At 64.9% G+C, this 22,452-nt stretch carries 19 protein-coding genes; 14 read left to right on the plus strand and 5 right to left on the minus strand.

The annotated features are described in order from the left end of the window. Nucleotides 1-7: 7 nt before the first annotated feature. Together ABDJ38_RS03855 and ABDJ38_RS03860 are read right to left on the minus strand one after the other, a co-directional pair. Nucleotides 8-616: a flavodoxin family protein gene (locus tag ABDJ38_RS03855; RefSeq protein ID WP_346783739.1), complete on the minus strand. Its 609-nt coding sequence runs from the start codon at nt 614-616 to the stop codon at nt 8-10. Between the two features lie 116 nt (nt 617-732). Then, nucleotides 733-927, minus strand: a complete 195-nt coding sequence (locus tag ABDJ38_RS03860; RefSeq protein WP_346783740.1) for a hypothetical protein — start codon at nt 925-927, stop codon at nt 733-735. A gap of 412 nt (nt 928-1,339) precedes the next feature. Here ABDJ38_RS03860 and ABDJ38_RS03865 point away from each other — a divergent pair, with 412 nt between their 5' ends. The 6 genes from ABDJ38_RS03865 (at nt 1,340) to ABDJ38_RS03890 (ending at nt 6,629) form a co-directional block, all read left to right on the plus strand. After that, on the plus strand, nt 1,340-2,203 hold the full coding sequence (locus tag ABDJ38_RS03865) for an SDR family oxidoreductase (RefSeq protein ID WP_346783741.1): 864 nt from the start codon (nt 1,340-1,342) through the stop codon (nt 2,201-2,203). A 41-nt stretch (nt 2,204-2,244) separates the two neighbouring features. After that, the gene (locus ABDJ38_RS03870) at nt 2,245-2,430 is read left to right on the plus strand and encodes a DUF3008 family protein (RefSeq protein ID WP_346783742.1); all 186 of its coding nucleotides are present in this window, start codon (nt 2,245-2,247) and stop codon (nt 2,428-2,430) included. A gap of 135 nt (nt 2,431-2,565) precedes the next feature. Beyond that, nucleotides 2,566-3,051 (plus strand): hemerythrin domain-containing protein, encoded by a 486-nt coding sequence (locus ABDJ38_RS03875; RefSeq protein ID WP_346783743.1) that lies wholly within the window; start codon nt 2,566-2,568, stop codon nt 3,049-3,051. Nucleotides 3,052-3,107: 56 nt separating this feature from the next. After that, complete coding sequence (locus ABDJ38_RS03880) at nt 3,108-4,688, plus strand: phospholipase D-like domain-containing protein (RefSeq protein ID WP_346783744.1); 1,581 nt, start codon at nt 3,108-3,110, stop codon at nt 4,686-4,688. Beyond that, nucleotides 4,688-5,293, plus strand: coding sequence for a GTP cyclohydrolase I FolE (gene folE / locus ABDJ38_RS03885; RefSeq protein WP_346783745.1), 606 nt, complete (start codon nt 4,688-4,690; stop codon nt 5,291-5,293). Before ABDJ38_RS03880 ends, folE begins: the two co-directional genes overlap by 1 nt. A gap of 43 nt (nt 5,294-5,336) precedes the next feature. Continuing rightward, nucleotides 5,337-6,629: a UDP-N-acetylglucosamine 1-carboxyvinyltransferase gene (locus ABDJ38_RS03890; protein ID WP_346783746.1), complete on the plus strand. Its 1,293-nt coding sequence runs from the start codon at nt 5,337-5,339 to the stop codon at nt 6,627-6,629. A gap of 6 nt (nt 6,630-6,635) precedes the next feature. Here the strand turns inward: ABDJ38_RS03890 and ABDJ38_RS03895 are convergent, their stop codons facing one another. After that, entirely contained in the window at nt 6,636-7,967 is a 1,332-nt protein-coding gene (locus ABDJ38_RS03895) for a sensor domain-containing phosphodiesterase (RefSeq protein WP_346783747.1), read from the minus strand. Nucleotides 7,968-8,022: 55 nt separating this feature from the next. Further along, nucleotides 8,023-8,502 carry a peroxiredoxin gene (locus tag ABDJ38_RS03900; RefSeq protein ID WP_346783748.1) on the minus strand — a complete coding sequence of 160 codons (480 nt, stop codon included), beginning with the start codon at nt 8,500-8,502 and terminating at the stop codon, nt 8,023-8,025. A 183-nt stretch (nt 8,503-8,685) separates the two neighbouring features. Between ABDJ38_RS03900 and ahcY the strand changes: the two genes are divergently transcribed. The 8 genes from ahcY to trxA all read left to right on the plus strand — a co-directional run bounded on the left by ahcY (nt 8,686) and on the right by trxA (nt 21,450). After that, nucleotides 8,686-10,095, plus strand: coding sequence for an adenosylhomocysteinase (gene ahcY / locus ABDJ38_RS03905; RefSeq protein WP_346783749.1), 1,410 nt, complete (start codon nt 8,686-8,688; stop codon nt 10,093-10,095). 62 nt (nt 10,096-10,157) lie between these two features. Beyond that, a complete protein-coding gene (locus tag ABDJ38_RS03910; protein WP_346783750.1) occupies nt 10,158-12,500 on the plus strand; it encodes a PAS domain-containing sensor histidine kinase in 2,343 nt (780 codons plus the stop codon). Further along, nucleotides 12,497-12,952 carry a tRNA (adenosine(37)-N6)-threonylcarbamoyltransferase complex ATPase subunit type 1 TsaE gene (tsaE, locus tag ABDJ38_RS03915; protein WP_346783751.1) on the plus strand — a complete coding sequence of 152 codons (456 nt, stop codon included), beginning with the start codon at nt 12,497-12,499 and terminating at the stop codon, nt 12,950-12,952. The genes ABDJ38_RS03910 and tsaE overlap by 4 nt, the downstream gene beginning before the upstream one ends. Next, nucleotides 12,949-13,926 (plus strand): aminoglycoside phosphotransferase family protein, encoded by a 978-nt coding sequence (locus ABDJ38_RS03920; RefSeq protein ID WP_346783752.1) that lies wholly within the window; start codon nt 12,949-12,951, stop codon nt 13,924-13,926. The genes tsaE and ABDJ38_RS03920 overlap by 4 nt, the downstream gene beginning before the upstream one ends. Continuing rightward, complete coding sequence (locus ABDJ38_RS03925) at nt 13,923-14,639, plus strand: nucleotidyltransferase family protein (protein WP_346783753.1); 717 nt, start codon at nt 13,923-13,925, stop codon at nt 14,637-14,639. Before ABDJ38_RS03920 ends, ABDJ38_RS03925 begins: the two co-directional genes overlap by 4 nt. After that, entirely contained in the window at nt 14,632-17,607 is a 2,976-nt protein-coding gene (locus tag ABDJ38_RS03930) for a PD-(D/E)XK nuclease family protein (protein ID WP_346783754.1), read from the plus strand. Before ABDJ38_RS03925 ends, ABDJ38_RS03930 begins: the two co-directional genes overlap by 8 nt. Beyond that, the gene (gene addA / locus ABDJ38_RS03935; RefSeq protein ID WP_346783755.1) at nt 17,604-21,059 is read left to right on the plus strand and encodes a double-strand break repair helicase AddA; all 3,456 of its coding nucleotides are present in this window, start codon (nt 17,604-17,606) and stop codon (nt 21,057-21,059) included. Before ABDJ38_RS03930 ends, addA begins: the two co-directional genes overlap by 4 nt. Before the next feature lie 70 nt (nt 21,060-21,129). Then, nucleotides 21,130-21,450, plus strand: coding sequence for a thioredoxin (trxA, locus tag ABDJ38_RS03940; RefSeq protein ID WP_346783756.1), 321 nt, complete (start codon nt 21,130-21,132; stop codon nt 21,448-21,450). Nucleotides 21,451-21,629: 179 nt separating this feature from the next. Here the strand turns inward: trxA and ABDJ38_RS03945 are convergent, their stop codons facing one another. Then, nucleotides 21,630-22,427: an inositol monophosphatase family protein gene (locus tag ABDJ38_RS03945; RefSeq protein WP_346783923.1), complete on the minus strand. Its 798-nt coding sequence runs from the start codon at nt 22,425-22,427 to the stop codon at nt 21,630-21,632. Nucleotides 22,428-22,452: the final 25 nt, after the last annotated feature.

Raw genomic sequence — 22,452 nt, forward strand, 5'->3', positions numbered from 1 at the left:
CCATGCGTCAACCGGGGTAGGGCGAGGTCTTCAACACTCCGGCAAGGTGGGCCGCATTGCTCGCGACCATCGCTGCAGTCTGCGTCACCTTGTTGGGGACCTTGTCGAGATCCTTGAAGTCAACCGAGCCCATGGCCTCGCCCACCCAATAGCAGGCTGCCACCGCTGGGATGGTGAAGCCGACGTCATTGAGCGACTGGAACAGCTGCGCCGATGAAAAGTGCGCCCCGTCTTCGTTGCCCACGATCGCTGCGACAGCGACCTTCGAATAGCTTGGCATGCGGCCATCATCGTCCGTTTCCGCGAGAAAGGCATCCAGCCGCTCTAACACTCGCTTTGCCACGCTGCTGACCTGGCCCATCCAGATCGGCCCGCCGAAAATCAGAATGTCGTGTTCGAGCAGTTCCTTGCGCAAGGACGGCCATTCGTCTCCCTCGCCTTCATCCGATGAGACGCCCGGCTTGATGTCGAGAGCGGCCACGCGGACGGTGCGGGTGACTTGGACTTCATGCTTGGCAAAGGCTTCGTTCAGAACCGCGATCATCGCATCGGTTGACGAAGCCGCCTCGGCATCGGACTTGAGGGAACAGTTTAGAGCGAGGGCTTTGACAGGCATGCCAAGCCAACGGGGCGTCATGCCCGATGTTCCGAGTTTTCCGTTTGGCAAAGCCTGGCGTTGGCGGTTCCGGTCCGCAGTTAAAAGTCATGCTCGCAGAAGTCAGCGATCCGAGATCAGCCCTTGTCATCGAACCGATCGGGCGGCGCCTCGTCGGGACCGCGATCCGGCCGGTCGATATCGGGGGTGACCGGTTCGATTTCGTCGGGCCGCTGGGGCACAGGTTCGCGTCGCTCGGGAGGCGAAGGCGGGGTTTCTGGCGGTGCCTGCGGGGTGGGAAGTTCAGGCTCGGGTTTTGGGTTCGTACTCATACCAAGGCAACGATCGGCAGGCCGATTGGTTCATTGCGCTTAGGCACGCGGCTCAAGCAACCCAACACGTTGTTCGCGCGCTGACAAATCCAGAGCAACCAAGAGTTACGCGAAATGCCAGCGCCCGCGGAGGCGCGCCGATTGGTTGGAACGAGCTTGCAGACATGCCCGTGGCAACCCGTTCAGCACGGCTGACGCCCAGCGCCTTCGCGCGCGCCAAGAGCAATACGCTGGCCGGCTGGGGGCCGAACACTCGCTGCGCGACTTCTGACGCGCATTCCTCAACCGGAAATCGTCGTTCGTCGTGGCAGGGGCACGCCTCGCACCATTCAGGAAACTGCATGGCCAGGCGCGCCGTTGGTTTGCCGAACCCTTCCGCAGCTATCAAATCATAACCGGAAAGCGCGCCCCTATGACCGAAACATTCCAGCCTGAAATTGACGAACAGCCCCGTATGCCCGGCGCCGAAGCCGATATGGACGACAAGCCCGACTGGCACCCGCGCTTCCCTGGCTCCGGTCGGCTCGATGGCAAGGTTGCCATCGTTACCGGCGCTGACAGTGGCATCGGCAGGGCCGTAGCCGCGCTTTTCGCTCGCGAGGGCGCCAACATCACGATTGTCTATTTCGCTGACGAGGAAAGCGGAGATGCCGAGAAGACGAAGGCAATCGTCGAGGACGAAGGCCAGCAGGCGATCTGCCTGCAAGGCGATCTCGGGCGGCGGGAGTTTGCGGAGGAGGTCGTCGCCGCCACGATTAATCGTTTCAAGCGGCTCGACATCGTCATCAACAACGCCGGCGAGCAGCACCCCGATGACGACATCGAGGACATCAGCGAGGAACAACTGAAACGGACGTTCCAGACCAACATGTTCTCGATGTTTTTCATGGTGCAGGCCGCCCGTCCACATCTCGCCAACGGCAGCGCAATCGTCAACTGCACGAGCGTAACGATGTACAAGGGCTCTGCCAATCTGCTCGACTATTCAGCTACCAAGGGCGCCATTACCGCCTTTACCCGGTCGCTATCCGAAAACCTTGTTGGCGATGGTATTCGGGTGAACGCTGTCGCTCCCGGCCCGATCTGGACTCCACTCAACCCGTTTGGCGGCCAGCCGCCCGAAGACATGGACGATTTCGGCAAGAGCACCCCCATGGGCCGCCCTGGCCAGCCCAACGAGGTTGCGCCAGCGTTCCTGTTTCTTGCTTGTGATGATGCCAGCTACATGTCGGGGCAGGTGTTGCATCCGAATGGCGGGATCATCGTCACCAGTTGAGATTGCGCGCGCAGACCAGCGAAAGACAAAGGAGAAAACCTATGCCCGCACAATCGAAGGCTCAGCAAAAGGCGGCAGGAGCTGCCCTCGGCGCTAAACGTGGCGACACCAAGGTGAGCGAATTACAGGGGGCATCCAAGGAGATGTACGAGTCGATGAGCGAGGACGAGCTGGAAGACATGGCCAGCACCGAACGGAAGGGCAAACCCGAACACAAGGGCGATTGATTGCCCCATCATCCAAACGTCCTGCCGCGACATTCTGGCGATCCGACGCGCAAATAGTCCGGCGCCTATCTCTGGCGGAACGTACCGCCGGGCCCGGAGTTAACCTCCATGAACATCCGTTTCTGGAGAGACTTCATGCAACACGACATTTTTGCGCGCCTCAAGCGCGACCACGAGAAGCATCGCGATCTGCTCGACAAGATGAGCCAGACGCATGGCGAGAGCGACGAGCGCAAGGTGCTGTTTGAAGAGTTCACGAAGGAAGTGAAGAGTCACGCAGCCGCAGAAGAGCAGGCGCTCTATTCGACCATGCTGCGCAAGCCCGACACCACCGACGAGACACGCCATTCGGTTGCCGAGCACCATGAGATCGAGGAAGCGCTCAACGATCTTGCCGCCACCGACATGTCGTCCTCGGCATGGATGGCCAAGTTCAAGCAGCTCGATCATGACTATCGCCACCATATCGACGAGGAAGAGGAAGACCACTTCCCCGACTTCGAGGACTATCTCACCGACGAGGACCGCGACCATATGCAATCGGTGTTCGATCGACGTAAGGAAGCCGAGAAGGCCGATGCGGGCGTGACGCCCGAAAAGGCGGAAGACGCCAAGGAATAGCGCTTCTGTCGAAAGGCAATCCGCAACAGCGCGCGTAGGCGCAAACAGGAGCAATCATGCCGATGGCGCGCGGTACGGCTGAGGCGGAAAGCAAGCTCGACGAGTTCGACGACAGTTCGGTTGCGCCGGGCGTATGGCGCTATGCCAAGGCCCGGCGCGTGCGCGTCGCGATCGACGGCGAGGAATATTTCGACCTCGTCCAGCAGGCTATGCTGCGCGCCAAGCAGCGGATCATGCTGATCGGGTGGGATTTCGATACCCGCATTCACCTCAGGCGAGGCCGCCGCTGGTATCAGCGCCCGTTTGACCGATCGTTCCCCTCGCGGCTGGGCAGCTTCATCCTCTGGCTCAATCGGAATCGCCCCGGGCTGGAGGTGCGCATCCTCAAGTGGAGCTACTCGGTCTTTTCGCTGGCGACGCGCGGTGCCATGCTGTTCGACCTGCTGCGCTGGGCGCGCCATCGCAGGATCGATTTCAAGTTTGATACGGCGCATCCGGTAGGGTGCAGCCATCACCAGAAGATCGTGGTGATCGACAAGCAATTCGCCGTATGCGGCGGCATCGACATGACCGGCGGCCGCTGGGACACGCGGGCGCATGAGACCGAAGATCCCGAGCGAAAGCTGCCGAGCGGTTCTCTCTATACCCCATGGCATGACGTGACCATGCTGATGGAAGGCGATATTGCCGGGGCGCTGGAGGATCTGGGCCGCCAACGGTGGATTACGGCAGGCGGCAAGCCGCTCAAACCGTCTGAGAAAAGCGAGGAAAGCGCCTGGCCCGAGGGGCTGGAAGCGCATTTCGAAAATGTCGAGATCGGCATTGCGCGCACGCGGGCCGAGCATGGCGGTATGCGCAAAGTCCACGAGGTGGAGCAGCTTTTCTGCGATCAGATCGCCAGCGCCAAGCGCTTTATCTATGCCGAAAACCAGTATTTCGCCAGCCGCGCTGTGTGCGAGGCCATTGCGAAGAGACTGGCCGAGCCCGACCCGCCCGAGATCATAGTTGTGCATCCCCACACCGCCGATGGCTGGGCGGAGGGGCAGGCGATGGACCCGGCCCGCGCGGAACTTGTCACCGCGCTCAACGAACTCGACAAGCACCATGCCTTTCATCTTTACGTGCCCTACACCGATGATCAGCCGATTTACGTTCATGCCAAGCTGATGATCGTCGACGATGAATTGCTCCGAATCGGCTCGGCCAACTTCAACAACCGGTCGATGGGGCTCGATTCGGAGTGCGATGTGTTCATCGACTCAAACCGGCCCGGAAACGGTCATGTCACGGGGCAGATCGAACGGTTGCGTCATTCGCTGCTGGCCGAGCACTGCGGCATGGCGGAAGAGGCTGTACCGGCCCTTCTGGCGACCTATGGCTCGATGGCGGCAATGATCGCCGGGATCAACCAGCGTGGCGAGGGCTTGCAACGGCGGCATTTGCGCCCATTTCATCCCGCAACGCCGGACGAAACGACGCGCGACATGGCCTTGCGAGAAACGCTCGACCCGGAGGAGCCGGGGGATGTGTTCACGATAGTCCCGGCGAGGAATGGCCTTTTCCGTCGCGGCAGCCTATTGGCAAAAGCGAGAGCCAAGGGAAGAGCCCGGCTGAGAAGGATACGCCAGGTCGATTGATGAGTTGCAATCATGAAGAAGAGACGGTCGGCAATAGCAAGCTGCCGGTTCCCGAAAACGTTCAGGAAGCTATCCGCACGCTCATCCGCTGGGCGGGCGACGATCCAACGCGCGAGGGCCTGACGGACACTCCGGCGCGGGTTGCACGCGCCTGGAAGGAATATTGCCAGGGCTACGAGGAAGATCCGCGCGTCCACCTTTCGCGCGTGTTCCACGAGGTCGGCGGGTATGACGAGATCGTGCTGTTGAAGGACATCCCGTTCCAGAGCCACTGCGAGCACCACATGGCGCCGATCATCGGCAAGGCGGCGATTGCCTACCTGCCGACCGACAAGGTGGTGGGCATCTCCAAGCTGGCGCGGGTGCTGCACGGTTATGCGCGGCGCTTGCAAATTCAGGAACGGCTGACGGCCGAGGTGGCCCAGTGCATCCAGGACGAGCTTCAGCCGCGCGGCGTGGCCGTGGTGATTGAGGCGAGCCATGCCTGCATGTCGGCGCGCGGTGTGCGCACGCAGGGCGTGAGCATGGTGACGAGCCGGATCATGGGCCTGTTCCGCAAGGACCATCGCAGCCGCGAGGAAGTGCTCAAGCTGATGGGCTATTGATGCGCGCTGGCTGCGTCGCAGATCAAGTTAAGGACAGACAACGATGACGGCATTGCGGGTTCGCGGCGGGCAGAAGCTGAGCGGACGGATCGAGCCATCGGCCAACAAGAATGCGGTGCTCCCGGTGCTCTGCGCAACGCTGCTGAGCGATGCGCCGATCATGCTGCGTAACGTGCCCGAGATCACCGATGTGACGCGCATTCACGCGTTCTTCTCCGAGCTTGGCAGCAAGGTTGAGTGGGACAAGGCGGCCAAGACGTTCTCTGTCGATCACTCGACCATTTCCTCCAGCGCTCGGGCCAGCTTGCCGCAGGCGATGCGGGCCTCGATCATGATGATCCCCGGCCTGCTTGCACGTCTGGGCGAGGCGCGGCTTGAGCACGAGGTGAAGGGCTGCACGCTAGGCGCGCGCGAGATCGATCCGCATGTCGAGGTGTTCCGCAACTTCGGAGCCGAGGTGTCGTCCGAAGGCCGCCATATCGTGTTCCGCCAGCGCGGCGCGGGCGAGGCGACCCGCATGTGGCTCGAATATGCTTCGGTTACGACGACCGAGAACTTCATCATCTCGGCGCTCAATGCCAAGGGCACCAGCCAGATCGTGAATGCCGCGTGCGAGCCGCATGTGCAGGAGCTGTGCGCGTTCCTCGAAAAGATGGGCGCGCGGATCAAGGGCAAGGGCACCTCGATGGTCAGCATCGAGGGCGAGCCCACGTTTACCAGCGTCGACTACACCTTCGCCGACGACTATCACGAAGTGGCGACCTTCCTCGCGCTGGCGGCGGTGACCGGCGGCGATATTTCGGTGCGCAACGGCTGCCCCGAGCACTTCATGCTGATCGATCGCACGTTCGAGAAGTTCGGCGCCCATGTCGAACACAAGGATGGCTGGTCGCGCATGGAAGCGCCCGAGCGGCTGAGCGTGAAGGACAACTTCACCTCGCACCTCACCGTGAAAGTGGAAGCCGCGCCATGGCCCTATATCCCGGCCGATCTGCTGCCGATCTTCATTGCTCTTGGCGTGAAGGCCGAGGGGCAGGTGATGTTCTGGAACAAGGTCTATGAAGGCGGGCTGACCTGGCACACTGAACTGTCGCTGTTCGGTGCCCATACCCTTCTGTGCGATCCGCATCGCCTGATCACCTTCGGCGGCGAGAAGCTGGTCCCGGCAACGGTGACGAGCCCCTATATTATCCGCGTCGCGATCGCGATGCTGATGGTGGCGGCGAGCATCGACGGCGAGAGCACCATTCTCGATGCCGACCCGATCCGCAGGGCACACCCGGACTTCGTGAAGAACATCGATTCGCTTGGTGTCGATGTGGAATGGGGTGATTGACTTGGGTTAATTGTCAGGCAGCGGTGGCGGCTGGGCTGCTTCGACGAAGAACTGTGAACTGGCAACAACCGGCATGGGGCGGGCGAACAGGAAGCCTTGTCCGTAGTCTACGCCAAGCGCCGCAAGCATGGCGCGTTCTTCCTCGCACTCCACGCCCTCGGCCACGAGCTTGCTGCCAATCTGCCTGGCAAAGTGAACCATGGCTGTGGTGAGCGCCTGACGGGCGACATCCCGGTGAATGTCGCGGGTGAGCGACATATCGAGCTTGAGCAGATCAGGTGCGAGATCGACCAGATGTCGCAGGCCGGAGTAACCGGCCCCCACGTCGTCGATCGCAATCCGTGCATGTGCCGAAAGGCCCGCGAGCTTGTCTTTCAATGCGCAAAAATCTGCAACCTGCTGGTGCTCCGTCACCTCGACAACCAACTTGCGATCGCCATGGGGTGCCAGCAATTCTTCGACTGCGCCGGTCATGATCGTTTCCGGCGAAGCATTGATCGACACATAGGCAGTGCGAGGCAGGTAGTCTGCCGTTGCGAGAGCAGAGCGGATGGCCAGAAGCTCAAGCTCCACACCCCTTCCGACCTCGTTAGCTTCCGCAAACCATTTGTCCGGTCCCCGCTTGTGCGCATCGGGGAAGCGGGCGAGGCATTCGGCACCGACAGGTTGCCCTGTGTCCATTGCAACGATGGGCTGGTGCATTATCTGCAATGAGCCGCTGGCGAGCAAATCACTTACGGCACCTTCCAGAACGGCACGTCTTTCACCGCTTTCGAGGGTTCGTTCGATCTGCTCGACAGCGAGAGCCGCAAACGACTTCAGCACCCCCAGATCGCGCGTGGTCATAGTGCGATCAGGTTTGCGGCTGAGGCAGCAGAAGCTGCCATAGATTGTTCCGTCCGACAGTTTCAGCGGGACATTAAGATGGCACCCTACCGGCAGGAACTCGGTAATCGCGAGCGTCCTTGCAAAAGGATGGTCGGCCGGATCCTGGATAAGTTCCGGCAGACGGCCTTGGGCGATGTGCCAGCAGTAGCTGTCGTCACGCGAATCGCGATATCCAGGCCCCATCGGCAGATCTAGGTCGCTGTCGACGTGAGTGAGTTCCTTCTCATGGTTCTCCACGTAGCGGGAGACAAAGGCGATCTCGGTTCCAAGGTGTTCGCGAACCGCCTTGAGTATGCGTCCGACCGATTCATCGTTGACGGGCTGATGGCGGCGGATGGCGGAGGCAGGGGCAAGGGGCCGCTCGGAAATAGCGCTAAGTGGATAGGGCATAGCAAGTGCGTTATCTGGAAATGGTATAGGATTGGTCACCAACCGCAGCGTGCCACGCACGAAAAAGGGCGCCGCTGTGGGCGCCCTTCGTTGGCAGTGCTATGCTAGCGCAGGCTTAGAGCTGGCCGAGCATGTGCTCCGCGCTCGATACCTTGAACTCGCCGGGGCCTTCGACGTTCAGCTCTTCGACCACGCCATCGTTGACGATCATCGAGAAGCGCTGTGAACGCGTGCCCATGCCATAGCCGGAGAAATCGGCATCGAGGCCGAGCGCAGTGGCGAAGTCCGCGCTGCCGTCAGCCAGCATGGTCACATCATTGGAGCCGGCATCCTTGCCCCAGGCGTTCATCACGAAGGCGTCGTTGACCGAGACGCAGGCGATCTCGTCGATGCCCTTGGCTTTGAGGTCGGCGGCCTTTTCGACATAGCCGGGCAGGTGCTTGGCCGAGCAGGTCGGAGTGAAAGCACCGGGCACGCCGAACAGCGCCACCTTCTTGCCGGCGAAGAACTCGCTCGATTGCACGGCATCGGGGCCTTCGGCGGTCGCCTTGACCAGTTTTACGTCGGGAATCTTGTCGCCTTGGGAAATCATCATGTCAGGTATCCTTCCTGGTGAGGGTCACGCGAGACATAGGAAGCCAGCCTGGAGGTTGCGAGTCATCATTTGCGCGAGCGAGGAGGGTTTACCTCGCACCGATGCGGCCCTATGGCTCCTCGCCACATCTGTGCCGCGCGGAGCCCCGGCGGCGCTCATCCCCACATGACAGGAGAAGTGCGCGTGGCTGACGCAAAGAACGACTATATCATCAAGGACATTGCTCTGGCCGACTATGGCCGTGCCGAGATCGCTATTGCCGAAACCGAAATGCCGGGCCTGATGGCCACGCGCGAGGAATTCGGCCCCGCGCAGCCGCTGAAGGGTGCGCGCATCACCGGCTCGCTGCACATGACGATCCAGACCGCGGTGCTGATCGAGACGCTGACCGCGCTCGGCGCCGATGTGCGCTGGGCCACCTGCAACATCTTCTCGACGCAGGACCACGCCGCCGCCGCCATCGCCGCGCAGGACATTCCGGTGTTCGCGGTGAAAGGCGAGAGCCTCGCCGAATACTGGGACTATGTCGGCGAGATCTTCGACTGGGACAAGGACGGCTCTGGCCAGACCGCCAACATCATCCTCGATGACGGTGGTGACGCCACCATGTTCGCCCTGTGGGGTGCGCGCGTCGAAGCGGGCGAAGAGCTGCCTGCCCCGGCCAATGCCGAAGAAATCGAATTCCAGCGCTCGCTCAAGGCCTTCCTCGCGAAGAAGCCGGGGTACCTCACGGAGACGGTGAAGACCCTGCGCGGTGTTTCGGAAGAGACCACCACCGGCGTCCACCGCCTTTACAGCCTTGCCAAGCAGGGCAAGCTGCCGTTCCCCGCCATCAACGTGAACGATAGCGTGACCAAGTCGAAGTTCGACAACCTTTATGGCTGCCGCGAATCGCTGGTCGACGCGATCCGCCGTGCGACCGACGTGATGCTGTCGGGCAAGGTCGCCTGCGTTGCCGGCTATGGCGACGTCGGCAAGGGCTCGGCGCAGTCGCTCCGCAACGGCGGCGCGCGCGTGCTGGTGACAGAAATCGACCCGATCTGCGCGCTGCAGGCGGCGATGGAAGGCTTCGAAGTGACCACGATGGAAGACGCGGTGACCCGCGCCGACATCTTCGTCACCACCACCGGCAACGAGGACGTGATCACCGCCGATCACATGAAGGCGATGAAGCCGATGGCGATCGTCTGCAACATCGGCCACTTCGATAGCGAGATCCAGATTTCTGCGCTCTCGAACTACGAGTGGAGCGAACTGAAGCCGGGCACGGACCTGGTGAAGTTCCCCGATGGCAAGGAAATCATCGTGCTCGCCAAGGGCCGCCTCGTGAACCTCGCCTGCGCCACCGGCCACCCCAGCTTCGTGATGAGCTGCTCGTTCACCAACCAGGTGATGGCGCAGATGGAGCTGTGGGAAAAGCACGAGGACTACGAGAACGACGTTTACGTGCTGCCCAAGCACCTCGACGAGAAGGTGGCAGCGCTGCACCTCGACAAGCTTGGCGTGAAGCTGTCGAAGCTGAGCCAGAAGCAGGCCGATTACATCGGCGTGCCGGTGGAAGGCCCGTTCAAACCCGAGCATTATCGCTATTGATCGGGGGGTTGCGCCCCGCGAGCAGCTTGCATCGCGGGGCTGCCGGTCATAGCTGACGGAAGATGGAACTCACCCCTCTTGCCGCGGCTATGCTCGGCCTGCTGCTGGCGACATGGACCGGGCTCGCTGCCTGGCTGGCATGGCGTGCCCGCGCACGGGAGCGTGCGGCACGCACTGCCTTGGTGATATCGCGCCGCCTGACAGCCATGATTGAAGAATCGCCGGCAGTGCCGATGCTGGTGCGGGCCGATGGCAGAATCGAAGGGCCGGACCGGCTTGCGGCCTGGCTCGGGCTCGATCATTTGCCTGAGTTCCTCTCCGAACTGGACAGCGGAAACAGCGGGCTAGCGCCGCGCGAGCTCGACAGGCTGCGTGAGGCGCTGCGACGCACCCACAAGACCGCGGCTCCGTTTTCGCTAGCCCTCCACCCACAGCGATCGAGCCGTAGCCTTGCGGTCCATGGCAGCCTTGCCGATCCGGCGGTGGCGAGTGGCGGGGCGGCGCTGACCTGGTGGTTCGACTTTTCCTCAAGCCAGGTTGAGCTTGAGCGCCTGCGCGCCGATGCAGACCGAGCGCGAGCCGATTTCATTGCACTGATCGGACTGATCGAGGCCGCGCCGATGCCGATGTGGTTTCGCGGGCCCGACATGCGGCTCCGGCTCGTCAACGGCGCCTATGTTGAGGCTGTCGGGGCGAACGATGCGAACGAGGTCGTCGCGCAGCAGATCGAGCTCGTCGAGACGGTCGAGGGACGGACTGCTGCCGATGTCGCCTTGCAGGCGCACAGCGAAGATGAGGCGGTGGAGCGCATCGTTCCTGCCACCATCGGCAATCAGCGCCGTTCCTTGCGCGTCTCCGACCTGCCGCTGGGCGAGGACGGGGTGGCGGGCTATGCCGTCGATATCGAGGATATGGAGGAGCAGGGTCGCGCCTTCCGTGCCTTCCGCGAAGCGCAGCGCTCGATGCTCGATCAGCTCTCGGTGGGGGTGGCGCAGTTCGATCCGGACGGCGTGATCGCTTTCGCCAACCAACCGTTCGCGCGCATCTTTTCGCTGCCCGCACCGGCCCTCGCACGCGGGCTCGATTTCGAACGTTTCATCGATATCGCACGCGACAAGGCGCGGCTGCCCGAAGTTCGCGACTTCCCCGAGTGGCGGGGACAGTTGCGCAAGTGGTTCGTGTCCGACAGCGCTATGGAGGATGCGTGGACGCTGCCCGACAACACTCATCTACGTATCGTCGCGCAGCCGATGCCCGATGGGTCATTGGTTCTGGTGGCAGAGGACCGCTCCGAGCAACTTGCGCTTTCGGCCACGCGCGACACCTTGTTGCGCACCCGCACGGCCACGTTTGACTCGTTGTTCGAGGCGCTCGCGGTGTTTGCGCCCAATGGCCAGATCCAGCTGTGGAACCGCACCTTCCCATCGACCTGGGGCCTTGAGGAGGCCTTCTTCGACAAGCATCCGCACATAGATGCTTTGCTCGAACAGCTTGGCGCGCGTCTCGCCAGGCCCGGCCAGCGCACGGCGATCGGCGAGGTGGTGCGTGCCGCCACGCTTGACCGGCAGCACAAGAGCGGGCGGGTGCTTATGGCCGACGGGCGCACGCTCGAATTTGCCGGCGTGCCGCTGCCCGACGGCAACGGGTTGCTCACCGTGCTCGACGTGACCGATTCGACCAAGGCCGAGGCGGCGCTGCGCGAACGCAACGCAGCGCTCGAAGAGGCCGACGCGATGAAGACGCGGTTCCTCGCCAATATGTCCTACGAATTTCGCACCCCGCTTACCTCTATCGGCGGTTTTGCCGAGCTGCTGGCAAGCGGGATCGCGGGCGATCTGAGCGATCAGGCGAAGGACTACGTGAACGCGATCATCACCTCGGTCGAGCGGCTGTCGCAGCAGATCGAGACCGTACTGGACCTGACCCAGAGCGAGGCCGGATTGCTGCCGATGGCGCAAGAAGAGATCGCGCTGTTTGCGTTCCTCACCCGCGTCGTGCGCGAACGCGAAGAGGCAATCGAGGCCAAGAACATCACGCTTGACCTGCGTGGGGATCGCTCGTCCGGGGCGATCACCGGCGATGCGCGTCAGCTGGCGCGAGCGGTTGGAAATGTACTGGACAATGCCATTGCCGCGACGGGTAGCAAGGGCCGCGTGCTCGTCGCCTTGCAGCGGCGCAAATCGGGCGTGCAAATTGTGATTTCGGACAACGGCGCAGGGATGAAGCCCTCGGAACTGGCGCGCGCGCTCGACGGCTATAGGCGCCCGGGCACTGACGAAGGCAAGGCTGGCAAGCGCGGCCTCGGCCTTCCGCTCGCGCGGCAGTTGATCGAGGCGCATGGCGGACGGCTCGAAATCCAATCGGAGAAGGGCGTGGGTACCACCGCGACCATCTACCTGCCATGAGCGGGTCGGTCCCGCTGCCGGACCTCGCTGCGATGGCGGCGCTGGGCGAACGCATCGCAGAGCTGCTTCGACCGGGCGACGTGGTGGCGCTCGAAGGCGATTTGGGCACGGGCAAGACGACACTGGCGCGCGCCATCATCGCCGCGCTCGGCCACGCTGGCGAGGTGCCATCGCCGAGCTTCACCATCGTTGAGACCTACGATCATCTTTCGCCCCCGCTGGTCCACGCCGACTTTTACCGCCTGGAAGACCCTTCGGAAGCAAATGAGATCGGGCTCGACGACTATCGCGAGGGCGCGGCGCTGATCGCCGAATGGCCGATGCGCGCGGGCGGCTTCGGACACGAGGTCGCGTGCCTCGCCATCACGCTCCACTTTCGCGACGAAAACGGGGAAGGGGGGCGTATGGCGATTGTCGAGCCGGGGCAAGCTTGGCTAGGGCGGTGGAGATGACCCAGACTCTCCCGCGTCGTATCGACGAGTTCCTGATCGAATCGGGCTGGGCCGTGCCCGATATCGAGGTGCTGCCCGGCGATGCCAGTTTCCGCCGCTATTTCCGCCTGCGCGACGAGGGCAGGGCGGCGCTGTTGATGGATGCTCCACCCCCAGAAGAGGACGTGCGCCCGTTCCTTCACGTCGCGCACTGGCTTAACGGACAGGGCCTGCGCGCGCCGCAGATTTATGCCCAGTGCGAGGAGCGCGGGCTCATCGTGCTGGAAGACTTCGGCCCCGAGCGGATGCGTGACTGGCTCGATGAAAACCCGGCTGGGGAAAGCCGTGTCTATGGCGAAGCGATTGATGCGCTGGTTGCCTTGCACCAGTGCCCGCCCGGCCCCTTCGCGCCTTACGACATGGCAACGTACCTGCGGGAAGTGGCCCTATTGCCCGAGTGGTTCTGTCCGCATGCCGGAATCGAGGTCGATGCGGCAGGGTTCGAGGCGGCATGGCGCAAAGTGCTCGCTCCGCTCCTCGAACGGCAGGCGCCCGGCGTCACCGTGCTGCGCGACTACCATGCCGAGAATATCATGCTGCTGCCCGATGGCTCGCAAGGGCTGATCGACTTTCAGGATGCGCTGGTCGGCCACCCGGCCTATGACCTCGTGTCGCTGCTGCAGGACGCGCGCCGCGACGTGTCGGAGGAGCTGGAGGCGGCCATGCTCGCACACTATTGCCAGAAGGCTGGCTGCAACGAGCATTTCGCCGCCGACTATGCCCGGCTCGGGGCGCAGCGCAACGCCAAGATCGTCGGCATCTTCGCGCGCCTTGACCGGCGCGACAGCAAGCCGCGTTACCTTGCGATGATCCCGCGCGTGTGGGAAGCGCTGGAGCGCGATCTGGCGCATCCGGCGCTCGCCCCGGTCGCGCGCTGGTTCGATGCCAACATCCCCGCCGAAATCCGCGCCAGCAAAGGCAAACTCACCGCATGACCAAGCTCGCTTCCGATACCGCCATGGTGCTTGCGGCAGGCATGGGCAAGCGGATGCGTCCGCTGACCGCCTCGATGCCCAAGCCGATGGTACGGGTGATGGGCAAGCCCATGATCGACCATGCGCTCGACCGGCTTGCCGATGCCGGCGTGGCCAAGGCGGTGGTCAACGTCCATTACATGCCTGACACGCTTGAGGCACACCTCGCCGAGCGCAAGACTCCGGCCATCACCATTTCGGACGAGCGACCGCAGCTGCTTGAGACCGGCGGCGGGCTCGTGCGGGCGCAGGGCCAGTTACCCGATCCGTTCTTCTGCCTGAACTCGGACAACATCTGGCTCGACGGTCCGCGCAACTGCTTTGCCGACCTTTCCAACCGCTGGGATCCCGATCAGATGGACGCGCTGCTACTGGTGGTCGCGCACAAGGGTGCGGTGAACTTCCGCGGGTTGGGTGACTTCCACATGGACGCAGCAGGCCGCCTGCGTCGCCGGAACAAGCCGCGCGTGGCGCCCTTCGTGTTCACCGGCATCCAGCTCGTGTCGAAGCGCCTGCTGCGCGATGCGCCCGAAGGCCCGTTTTCGACCAATGTGCTGTGGGATCGCGCCATCGAGGAAGGGCGGCTGTTCGGCCTGCCGTTCACCGGCCAATGGTTCGAGGTCGGCACCCCGCAGATGATCGCGCCGACCGAAGACGCGCTCAGGAATGTCTGAGCGGGCCGGGCCGAGCGTTTATTCCATCGCCGCGCATCGGGGCTTTGCCGATGCGCTCGTGGCGGGGCTGGTCCCGCGTTATGGCGATGACACCTTCGGCCTCGCCCGGCTGACGCTGCTGGTCCCCTCGACCCGCGCCGCGCGCACTATCACCGAGGCCTTCGTGCGCCATGCGGGCGAGGCGGGGACAAGCGGTCTGCTGTTGCCGCGCATGGTGCAGGTGGGCGATCTCGATCTCGATGAAGCGCTCGGGCCGCTGTTCGATTCGCTTGGCGCAGGCGCGGCGGTGCCCCCGGCGGCCGATCCCGTGCGGCGGACGCTGAAGCTCGCGCAACTGATCGGCGAGGTGGAGGGCAAGGACGCTCCGACAGGCGCGGCGCTCATGCGGCTTGCCACCGAGACCGGGCGGGTGATCGACCGGCTGCTGATCGAAGATATCGAACCGCATGATCTGCTGAGCGAGCGGGTACTCGGCATCCTTGCCGCCAACTCCGACCATTGGCGCGACAACCTCGCGTTGTTCGCCAAGGTGCAGCTTCTGTGGCGCGACCATCTGGAGCAGCGCGGCGAGATCGACATGTCGGCCCGGCGCAACCTGCTGTTTCGTGCGGCGGCCCGCCGGTTGCGCGAGGCTCCGCCAGAGAATCCGATTGTTGCAGCGGGCGTGACCAGCGCCGCGCCTGCGCTGGCCGAGATGCTGCGCACCATCGCCCACATGCCGCAAGGCGCGGTGATCCTGCCTGACTTCGACCTGTCTATGGACGAGGAGGTGTGGGATGAACTTGGCCATGCCGGCGATCCGTCGCTGGAAGAGCCGTTCGGGCGCGACGATGCGATCACCCATCCGCAGTATCACCTCAAGCTGCTGCTCGGGCGGATGGGCATTGCCCGCGAGGAGGTCCGCCCCTGGCACCGCGCCGGTCTTGGAAAAGGTCCGCCCGCGCGCAGCCATGCTATTTCCAGCCTGTTCCTGCCACCTCTCGCGAGCCGCCGCTGGGCTGCACTTCCGGCGAAGCAACGCCGGCTCGCGGGTGTGCAGCTGATCGAGGCGGGCAACCCCGAGGAAGAAGCGCAGGCCATCGCACTGCTGGTGCGCGAGGCGCTGGACGTGCCCGAGCGACGCGTTGCGGTGGTGACGCCCGACCGGGGGCTGGCCGCGCGGGTGTCGCAGCATCTGCGGCGCTGGAACGTGCGGGCGGACGATTCCGCCGGTGTCCCGCTCAGCCAGACAGCGGCGGGGCGGGTGCTGCTGCTGCTCGCCCAGGTCGGGGCCGAGCGGGCTGCGCCGGTGCCGCTGATGGCGCTGCTGGGCCATCCGCTGGTGGGGCACGAAGAGCGCGCCGACTGGCTGCGCGCGGTGCGACGGCTCGAACTGCGGCTGCGCGGTCCGCGCAGGGCTTCCGGGCTGGAGGAGCCGCGCAGGTTGGCTGAGAAAGCGGGCGTTGCCGACTGGTGGCAGACGGTCGAACCGATCCTCGTGCCGCTGCTGGAAGTGACCGCGCCGCTTGGCCTGGCCGAGTGGCTTGACCTGCTGGCCGCAGCGGGCGAAGCGCTGTGCAGCGAATCTCTATGGGCGCGCGAAGATGGCCGCGCGCTGTCGGCCTTCATTGAACAATGGCGGCTGCATGCGCGCGAGGTGCCGGTGGACTTTGCGTCCGACGAACTACCGCGCGTGCTGCGCGATCTGCTCGATCAGGTGGCGGTGCGCCCGCAGTTCGGTGGCCATCCGCGTGTGGCGATCTATGGCCTGCTCGAAGCGCGGATGACGCGCGCCGATCTCGTGATTTGCGGTGGCCTGAACGAGGGCACCTGGCCGCCAGCCCCCACGAGCGATCCTCTGCTCGCGCCCGCAGTTTTGCGCGCGCTTGGGGTGCCGGGGGCGGACTTCCGCATCGGTCTTGCCGCGCATGACCTTGCCGGGGCTCTGGGCGCGCCCGAGGTGGTACTGACCCGCGCGCGGCGCGATGTCTCCGGCCCCGCGATCCCCTCGCGTTTCCTGCTGCGGGTACGCGCGCTGCTCGGCGGCGACCTGGCGGCGGCGGCAAGCGACGAACAGACGCTGAGGCTTGCGCGCGAGCTTGACCCCGCGCCGATGGAAATCGCACCCTATCCGGTGCCTGCGCCAATGCCCTCGGCAGACCAGCGGCGGCAGGACATTTCGGTGACCCAGCTTGACCGGCTGCGGTCCGATCCGTTCGAATTCTACGCCAGCAAGATCATGGGCCTGCGCGATTTAGACCCGCTCGACGCCGAGCCCGATGCGGCCTGGCAAGGCACGTTGGCCCACGCGATCCTCGAACACTGGCACAAGGGCGAGGGGCAAATTGAGGCACTGGCCGAGCAGCACCTCGCCGACATGCACACCCACCCGCTGATGCGCGCCTTGTGGAAGCCGCGTCTCGTCCGCGCGCTGCAATGGATCGTGGCGCAGATCGGGGAAGACCCGCAGCGCCAGCCATTGCCCAACGGGATCGAGGCCAAGGGCGAGATGCATGTCGAAGGCATCCGCATCCATGGCAAGGCCGACCGGATTGACCGCATGGCCGACGGCACCCTCGCGATTGTCGACTACAAGACCGGCGGTCCGCCGACCGGCCCGACGGTCGAAAACGGCTATGCGCTGCAACTGGGCACGCTGGGGCTGATCGCGCGGGACGGCGGGTTTACCGGCATCGTCGGCGATCCGGCCGCATTCGAATACTGGTCGCTCGGCAAGGCCAAGGTGAAGGACCACCCGACCGGCTTCGGCTATGTGACCACGCCGCTGAAGGTTGGCTCGAAGCGCTCGGGCATCCTGCCCGAGGACTTCCTGCCCGAGGCTGAGCGCTACCTGCATGATGCACTCGGCCGCTGGATTCTCGGCGAGGAGCCGTTCACCGCCGGGCTCAATCCCGATGCGCCGGGCTACAACACCTACGATCACCTGATGCGGCTCGGCGAGTGGCAAGGGCGCGGGGACGAGCGATGAGCGGCGCGGTCTATCCTTTGCAGAACAACCAGATGCTGGCGGTCGACCCGGCGGACAGCGTCTGGCTGTCGGCCTCGGCGGGCACCGGCAAAACGCAGGTGCTGTCGGCCCGCGTGCTGCGGCTGTTGCTCGCCTCCGATGTACGGCCCGAGCAGATCCTGTGCCTCACCTTCACCAAGGCGGGCGCGGCGGAAATGGCGGTGCGAGTCAACGAGGTGCTCGCGAACTGGGTGCGCATGCCAGCGGAGGCGCTGGCAGCTGACCTGCTCGCCATCGGTGCCAGCGCCGCCCCCGAGACGATCGCCCGAGCGCGCAGCCTGTTCGCCAGTGTGCTCGATTGCCCCGGTGGCGGGCTTAGAATCGATACAATCCACGCTTTCGCGCAGTGGCTGCTGGCGGCCTTCCCGAACGAGGCGGGGCTGGTGCCCGGCACGCGCCCGATGGAGGATCGCGACCGCGACCTGCTCGCCTCGCAAGTGCTGGCCGATCTGGTCGAGGACTGGGACGAGAGCGATCCTGGCGGCATGGCCGCGCTGGAGGAACTGAGCGTGAGACTCGGTCCGGCGGACGCGCGCAAGTGGCTGATGCGCTGCGCCGCCGCGCGCGAGGCGTGGTTCGGACCGGGCGCATGGCAACCGCCGCTCAGGGGCCGGGTCGCTCAACTGGTCGGGCTGCCTGCCGAGGCCAGCGCCGCCGATTTCGCCGGAGCCTGCGCGGACGGCAGCGCCGGGGTCGAACTGCTGCGGCAGGTCATGTGGGCCTACGACGGTTGGGGCGCGGCGAGCGGGCAGAAATTCTCCGCGTTGATCGGCGAGTGGCTGCTCGGTACGCCCGAAGAGCGCTTCGCCACCAGCGGCGCGCTGATGGGCGAGCTGTTCAACGACAAGGGCCTGCTCAAGTATCAGAACAACCTCGCCAAGGCCGATCCGGCGGTCGAGATGGTGGCCGCCGATGCGCTCGCATGGCTCGAAAAAGTGCGCCAGCAAGCCGCCTTGCTGGAGCTGGTCGAGGTGCTGACCCCGGCGCTCGAACTGGGGCGGCGCTATGCACTGGCCTGGGACGAGGCCAAGCAGCGCGAGGGGCTGGTCGATTTCGACGACCTTATCCGCCGCGCCGCCGCGCTGCTCGCCGATCCGGGGCAGGGCGAGTGGATCCGCTACAAGCTTGACCGGCAGTTCGACCATATCCTCGTCGACGAGGCGCAGGACACCAACGCGAGCCAGTGGGCGATCATCGACGCGCTGACCGACGACTTCTTCGCCGGGATCGGCGCAGCGGGCGAACGCCAGCGGACGATCTTCGTGGTCGGCGACTACAAGCAGGCAATCTTCGGCTTTCAGGGGACGAGCCCCGACAACTTCCTCTCCAAGCGCGACGATTATGCCGCCAAACTGCGCCAGCGCGCCGCCAATGCTGGCCAGTTGCGCGAAAAGCTGCGCTGGCGCGAGTTGCAGGATCTGGACCTCGGGCGGTCCTACCGCACGGCGCAGCCTGTGCTCACCTTTGTTGATGAGGCCATCGACGCTATCGGCCACAAGGCCTTCGGGCTCGACGAGCGCCCTGCGCCGCATGTGGGCGACCAGCGCCCCGGCCTCATCACGTTGTGGGCGCCGGTGCCGGGCAAGGTCGGCGAGAGCGACGAGGAAGACGGGCCCGAACTGCGCGTGTCCGAGCCCGAGCGGCGTATGGCGGACAAAATTGCCCAGTCGATCCTGCGCATGTGGAACGGCGGCTTTGCGCTCAGCAAGGGCGGCCATCGCAATGCGACGCCCGGAGACTTCATGGTGCTGGTGCGCAAGCGGCGCGAGCTGGCCGGGCTGATCGTGGCGCGGCTGCATGCGGCGGGGGTGCCGGTGGCGGGGGTGGACCGGCTGCGGCTCGCCGCGCCGTTGGCGGTACAGGACCTGATGGCTGCATTGCGCTTCGCCGCGCAGCCGGGCGACGACCTGCAACTGGCGAACCTGCTCGTCTCGCCGCTGATAGGGTGGAGCCAGGAGCAGCTGCTCGAACACGGCTATCGCGGCGACAGCGGCAAGAGCCTGTGGCAGCACCTGCGCGACAATCCGCACCCTGAGGCCGAAGCGGCTGAAGCCATGCTGCTTGACCTGCTCGGGAGGGCCGATTTCGAGGTTCCGCAGGCGCTGCTGCACTGGATACTGGTCGGGCCGTGGCAGGGGCGGCGCAAGCTGCTCGCACGGCTGGGCAGCGAGGCCTCCGATCCCATCGACGAGCTGCTCAACGCCGCTTTCCAGTTCGCCGCGAGCAACACGCCGAGCCTTCAGGGCTTCATCCGCTGGTTCGACGCAGGCGAGGGCGAGTTAAAGCGCGAGGCAGAGGGCGGCGGCGATTTCGTGCGGGTGATGACAGTCCACGGCTCGAAGGGTTTGCAGGCCCCAATCGTGATCCTCGCCGATGCCTGCGGCGATCCCGATAAAGGCATGGCGAGCGGGCTGGAGCTGGTCGAAGAACCCCTCGGCGGCGGCACTCCCCGAGCGATCCCGCTACTCCCGCTCGGCAAGGACGAGCGCGTGGGGCCGGTCGCCGAAGCGGCCGATGCCGCCAAGGCCGCCGAGCGCGAGGAGCATTGGCGCTTGCTCTACGTCGCCATGACGCGCGCGGAAGAGGCGCTGTTCATCGGCGGCGCGCTGGGCAAGCTGGAGAAAGAGCCAGCGCCCGATAGCTGGTATGCCCGCCTCGCGCCGCTGTTCGCGGGCGATCCGCTGGACGACGACATCTGGGGCGCGCGCACCGAACGCGGCGAGCGCGCGCCTGATTTCCCGCACCGCAGCCAGCAGGCGCTGCCGATCCCCGAGGTGCTGCCGCGCTGGGCCACCACCCCGGTCGGTGAAGAGCCGCGCCCGCCGCGTCCGCTTGCGCCGAGTTCCGCCGCGACCGAGGAGCGCGGGGCCGATCCGCCCTTGCCGGTCGCTCAGGCCGCGATTGCCGCGCGGCGCGGGGTGCTGATCCATGCGCTGCTCGAACGGCTGCCCGACGTGTCCGAGGACATGCGACCCGCTGGCGGGCGGGCATGGCTGGCGCGCCACGGGGCGGACCTTGCCGAGGCCGAGCGTGAGGAAATGCTGGACCGCGCGCTCGCCGTGCTGGGCGAGCCAGAGTGGCGCGACCTGTTCGGCCCTGACGCGCTGGCCGAAGTGCCGCTCGCCGCCGTGGTCGGTAGCGAGGTCGTCGCGGGCACGGTCGACCGGTTGCTGGTGACGCCGGAGCGCATTATCGTCGCCGATTTCAAGACGGCGCGCCGTCCTCCGGCGGGGCTTGCCGAGGTGCCGCAGTCCACGCTGGCGCAGATGGCGGCCTATGTCGCGGCGCTGGAGGTGATCTATCCGGGGCGCACGGTGGAGGCCGCCGTGCTCTATACACAGGTTCCGCGCCTGATCGCCTTGCCCGAGGCGGTGCTGGCAGCGCACAAGCCCGGCTTTGCGGGCGCCGAATAAAGCTATGCCCCGTGCTTATTGTCCCGCCATGGGCAATGACTAGATTGCACGAAAGACAAGGAGATTTTCGATGGCAACCAAAGCAGTGACCGACGCCAGCTTCCAGTCCGACGTGCTCGAGGCCGACAAGCCTGTGCTGGTAGACTTCTGGGCCGACTGGTGCGGCCCGTGCAAGATGATCGCCCCGGCGCTCGAGGAGATTTCGGACGAGCTGGAAGGCAAGGTCGAGATCGTGAAGATGGACATCATGGAGAACCCCGATGTCCCCGGACAGATGGGCGTGCAGTCGATCCCGTTCCTGGCGCTGTTCTCGGGCGGAAAGGTGGTCGCGCACCAGATGGGTGCAGCGCCGAAGAATGCGCTCAAGAACTGGCTTGAGAGCAATCTTTGAGCTTATCCGTCGCCCCGGCCTTGAGCCGGGGCCGGGCTTCTTGATCGCGATGAAGTGAGCCCTGGCCCGCCTCAAGTGCGGGCCGACGCGTGGCTAGAGCGGCATGACATAGCATCCACTCGCAAAGCCCCTCCCCTTGGGGAGGGGAGCAAGGTGGATCAGGCTAATGTCATCCCGCTCTAGGGCAGGGCTGAGAGCCGCTCGGCCATAGCGTCCCACAGCGCGGGCGAGGCCGCGCCGATCAGGCCTTTGCGCTCCCACTCATCGACCCGGTAGGCCGAGCCATCGGGCCGCGCGGCCTTTCCGCCCGCTTCGTTGAGCCACAGTACGCCCGCCGCATGGTCCCAGGCCAGCGTGCGCTCGAAGATCGACACATCGTTGGTGCCCAGCGCAAGGCGCGGATATTGCTCGGCGGCGCAATAGGGGATGTCGACCAGCGAATAGTGCGGGGCTATGTGCTCGGTCATCGCCGTGCGTTTGGCCTCGTCCATGAACAGCAGCGAGATTGCGGCGACCGGCGGGCTTTCGCCGGTGGCGCGCGCTTCAACCCGCTCGCCGTTCACAAAGGCGCCCTTGCCCTTGTGCGCGACGCACAGGCGACCAGAGAGGCAATCGTAGATCCACCCCGTGTGCGCTTCTCCGCCAGAGGCCATGGCGAGCAGGATTCCGAACGGCGGCTTTCCGGCCGCAAAGTTGCGGGTGCCGTCAATGGGGTCGATGATCCAGCAGTCGCCCTTGAGTCCTTTAGGCACCTGCGGATCGGCATGGGCAGCCTCTTCGCCGACCACGGCAAGGCCGGGAACGATCCGCGCCAGACCTTCCGCCAGCATCTCCTCGCTCTGTTTGTCGGCGATTGTTACCGGGTCGTTGCCACCCTTATCCTCCACTTCGCCCTCGGCAAGGTTGCGGAAGCGCGGAAGGATCGCGCGTTCGGTCACCTCGCGCAGCAGTTCTTCAACTGCGGCGTGGAAGGCCATTACGTCGGTCACATCTCCCCTCCCG

It is taken from the genome of Aurantiacibacter flavus (assembly GCF_039710615.1).
GTDB lineage: Bacteria > Pseudomonadota > Alphaproteobacteria > Sphingomonadales > Sphingomonadaceae > Alteraurantiacibacter > Alteraurantiacibacter flavus.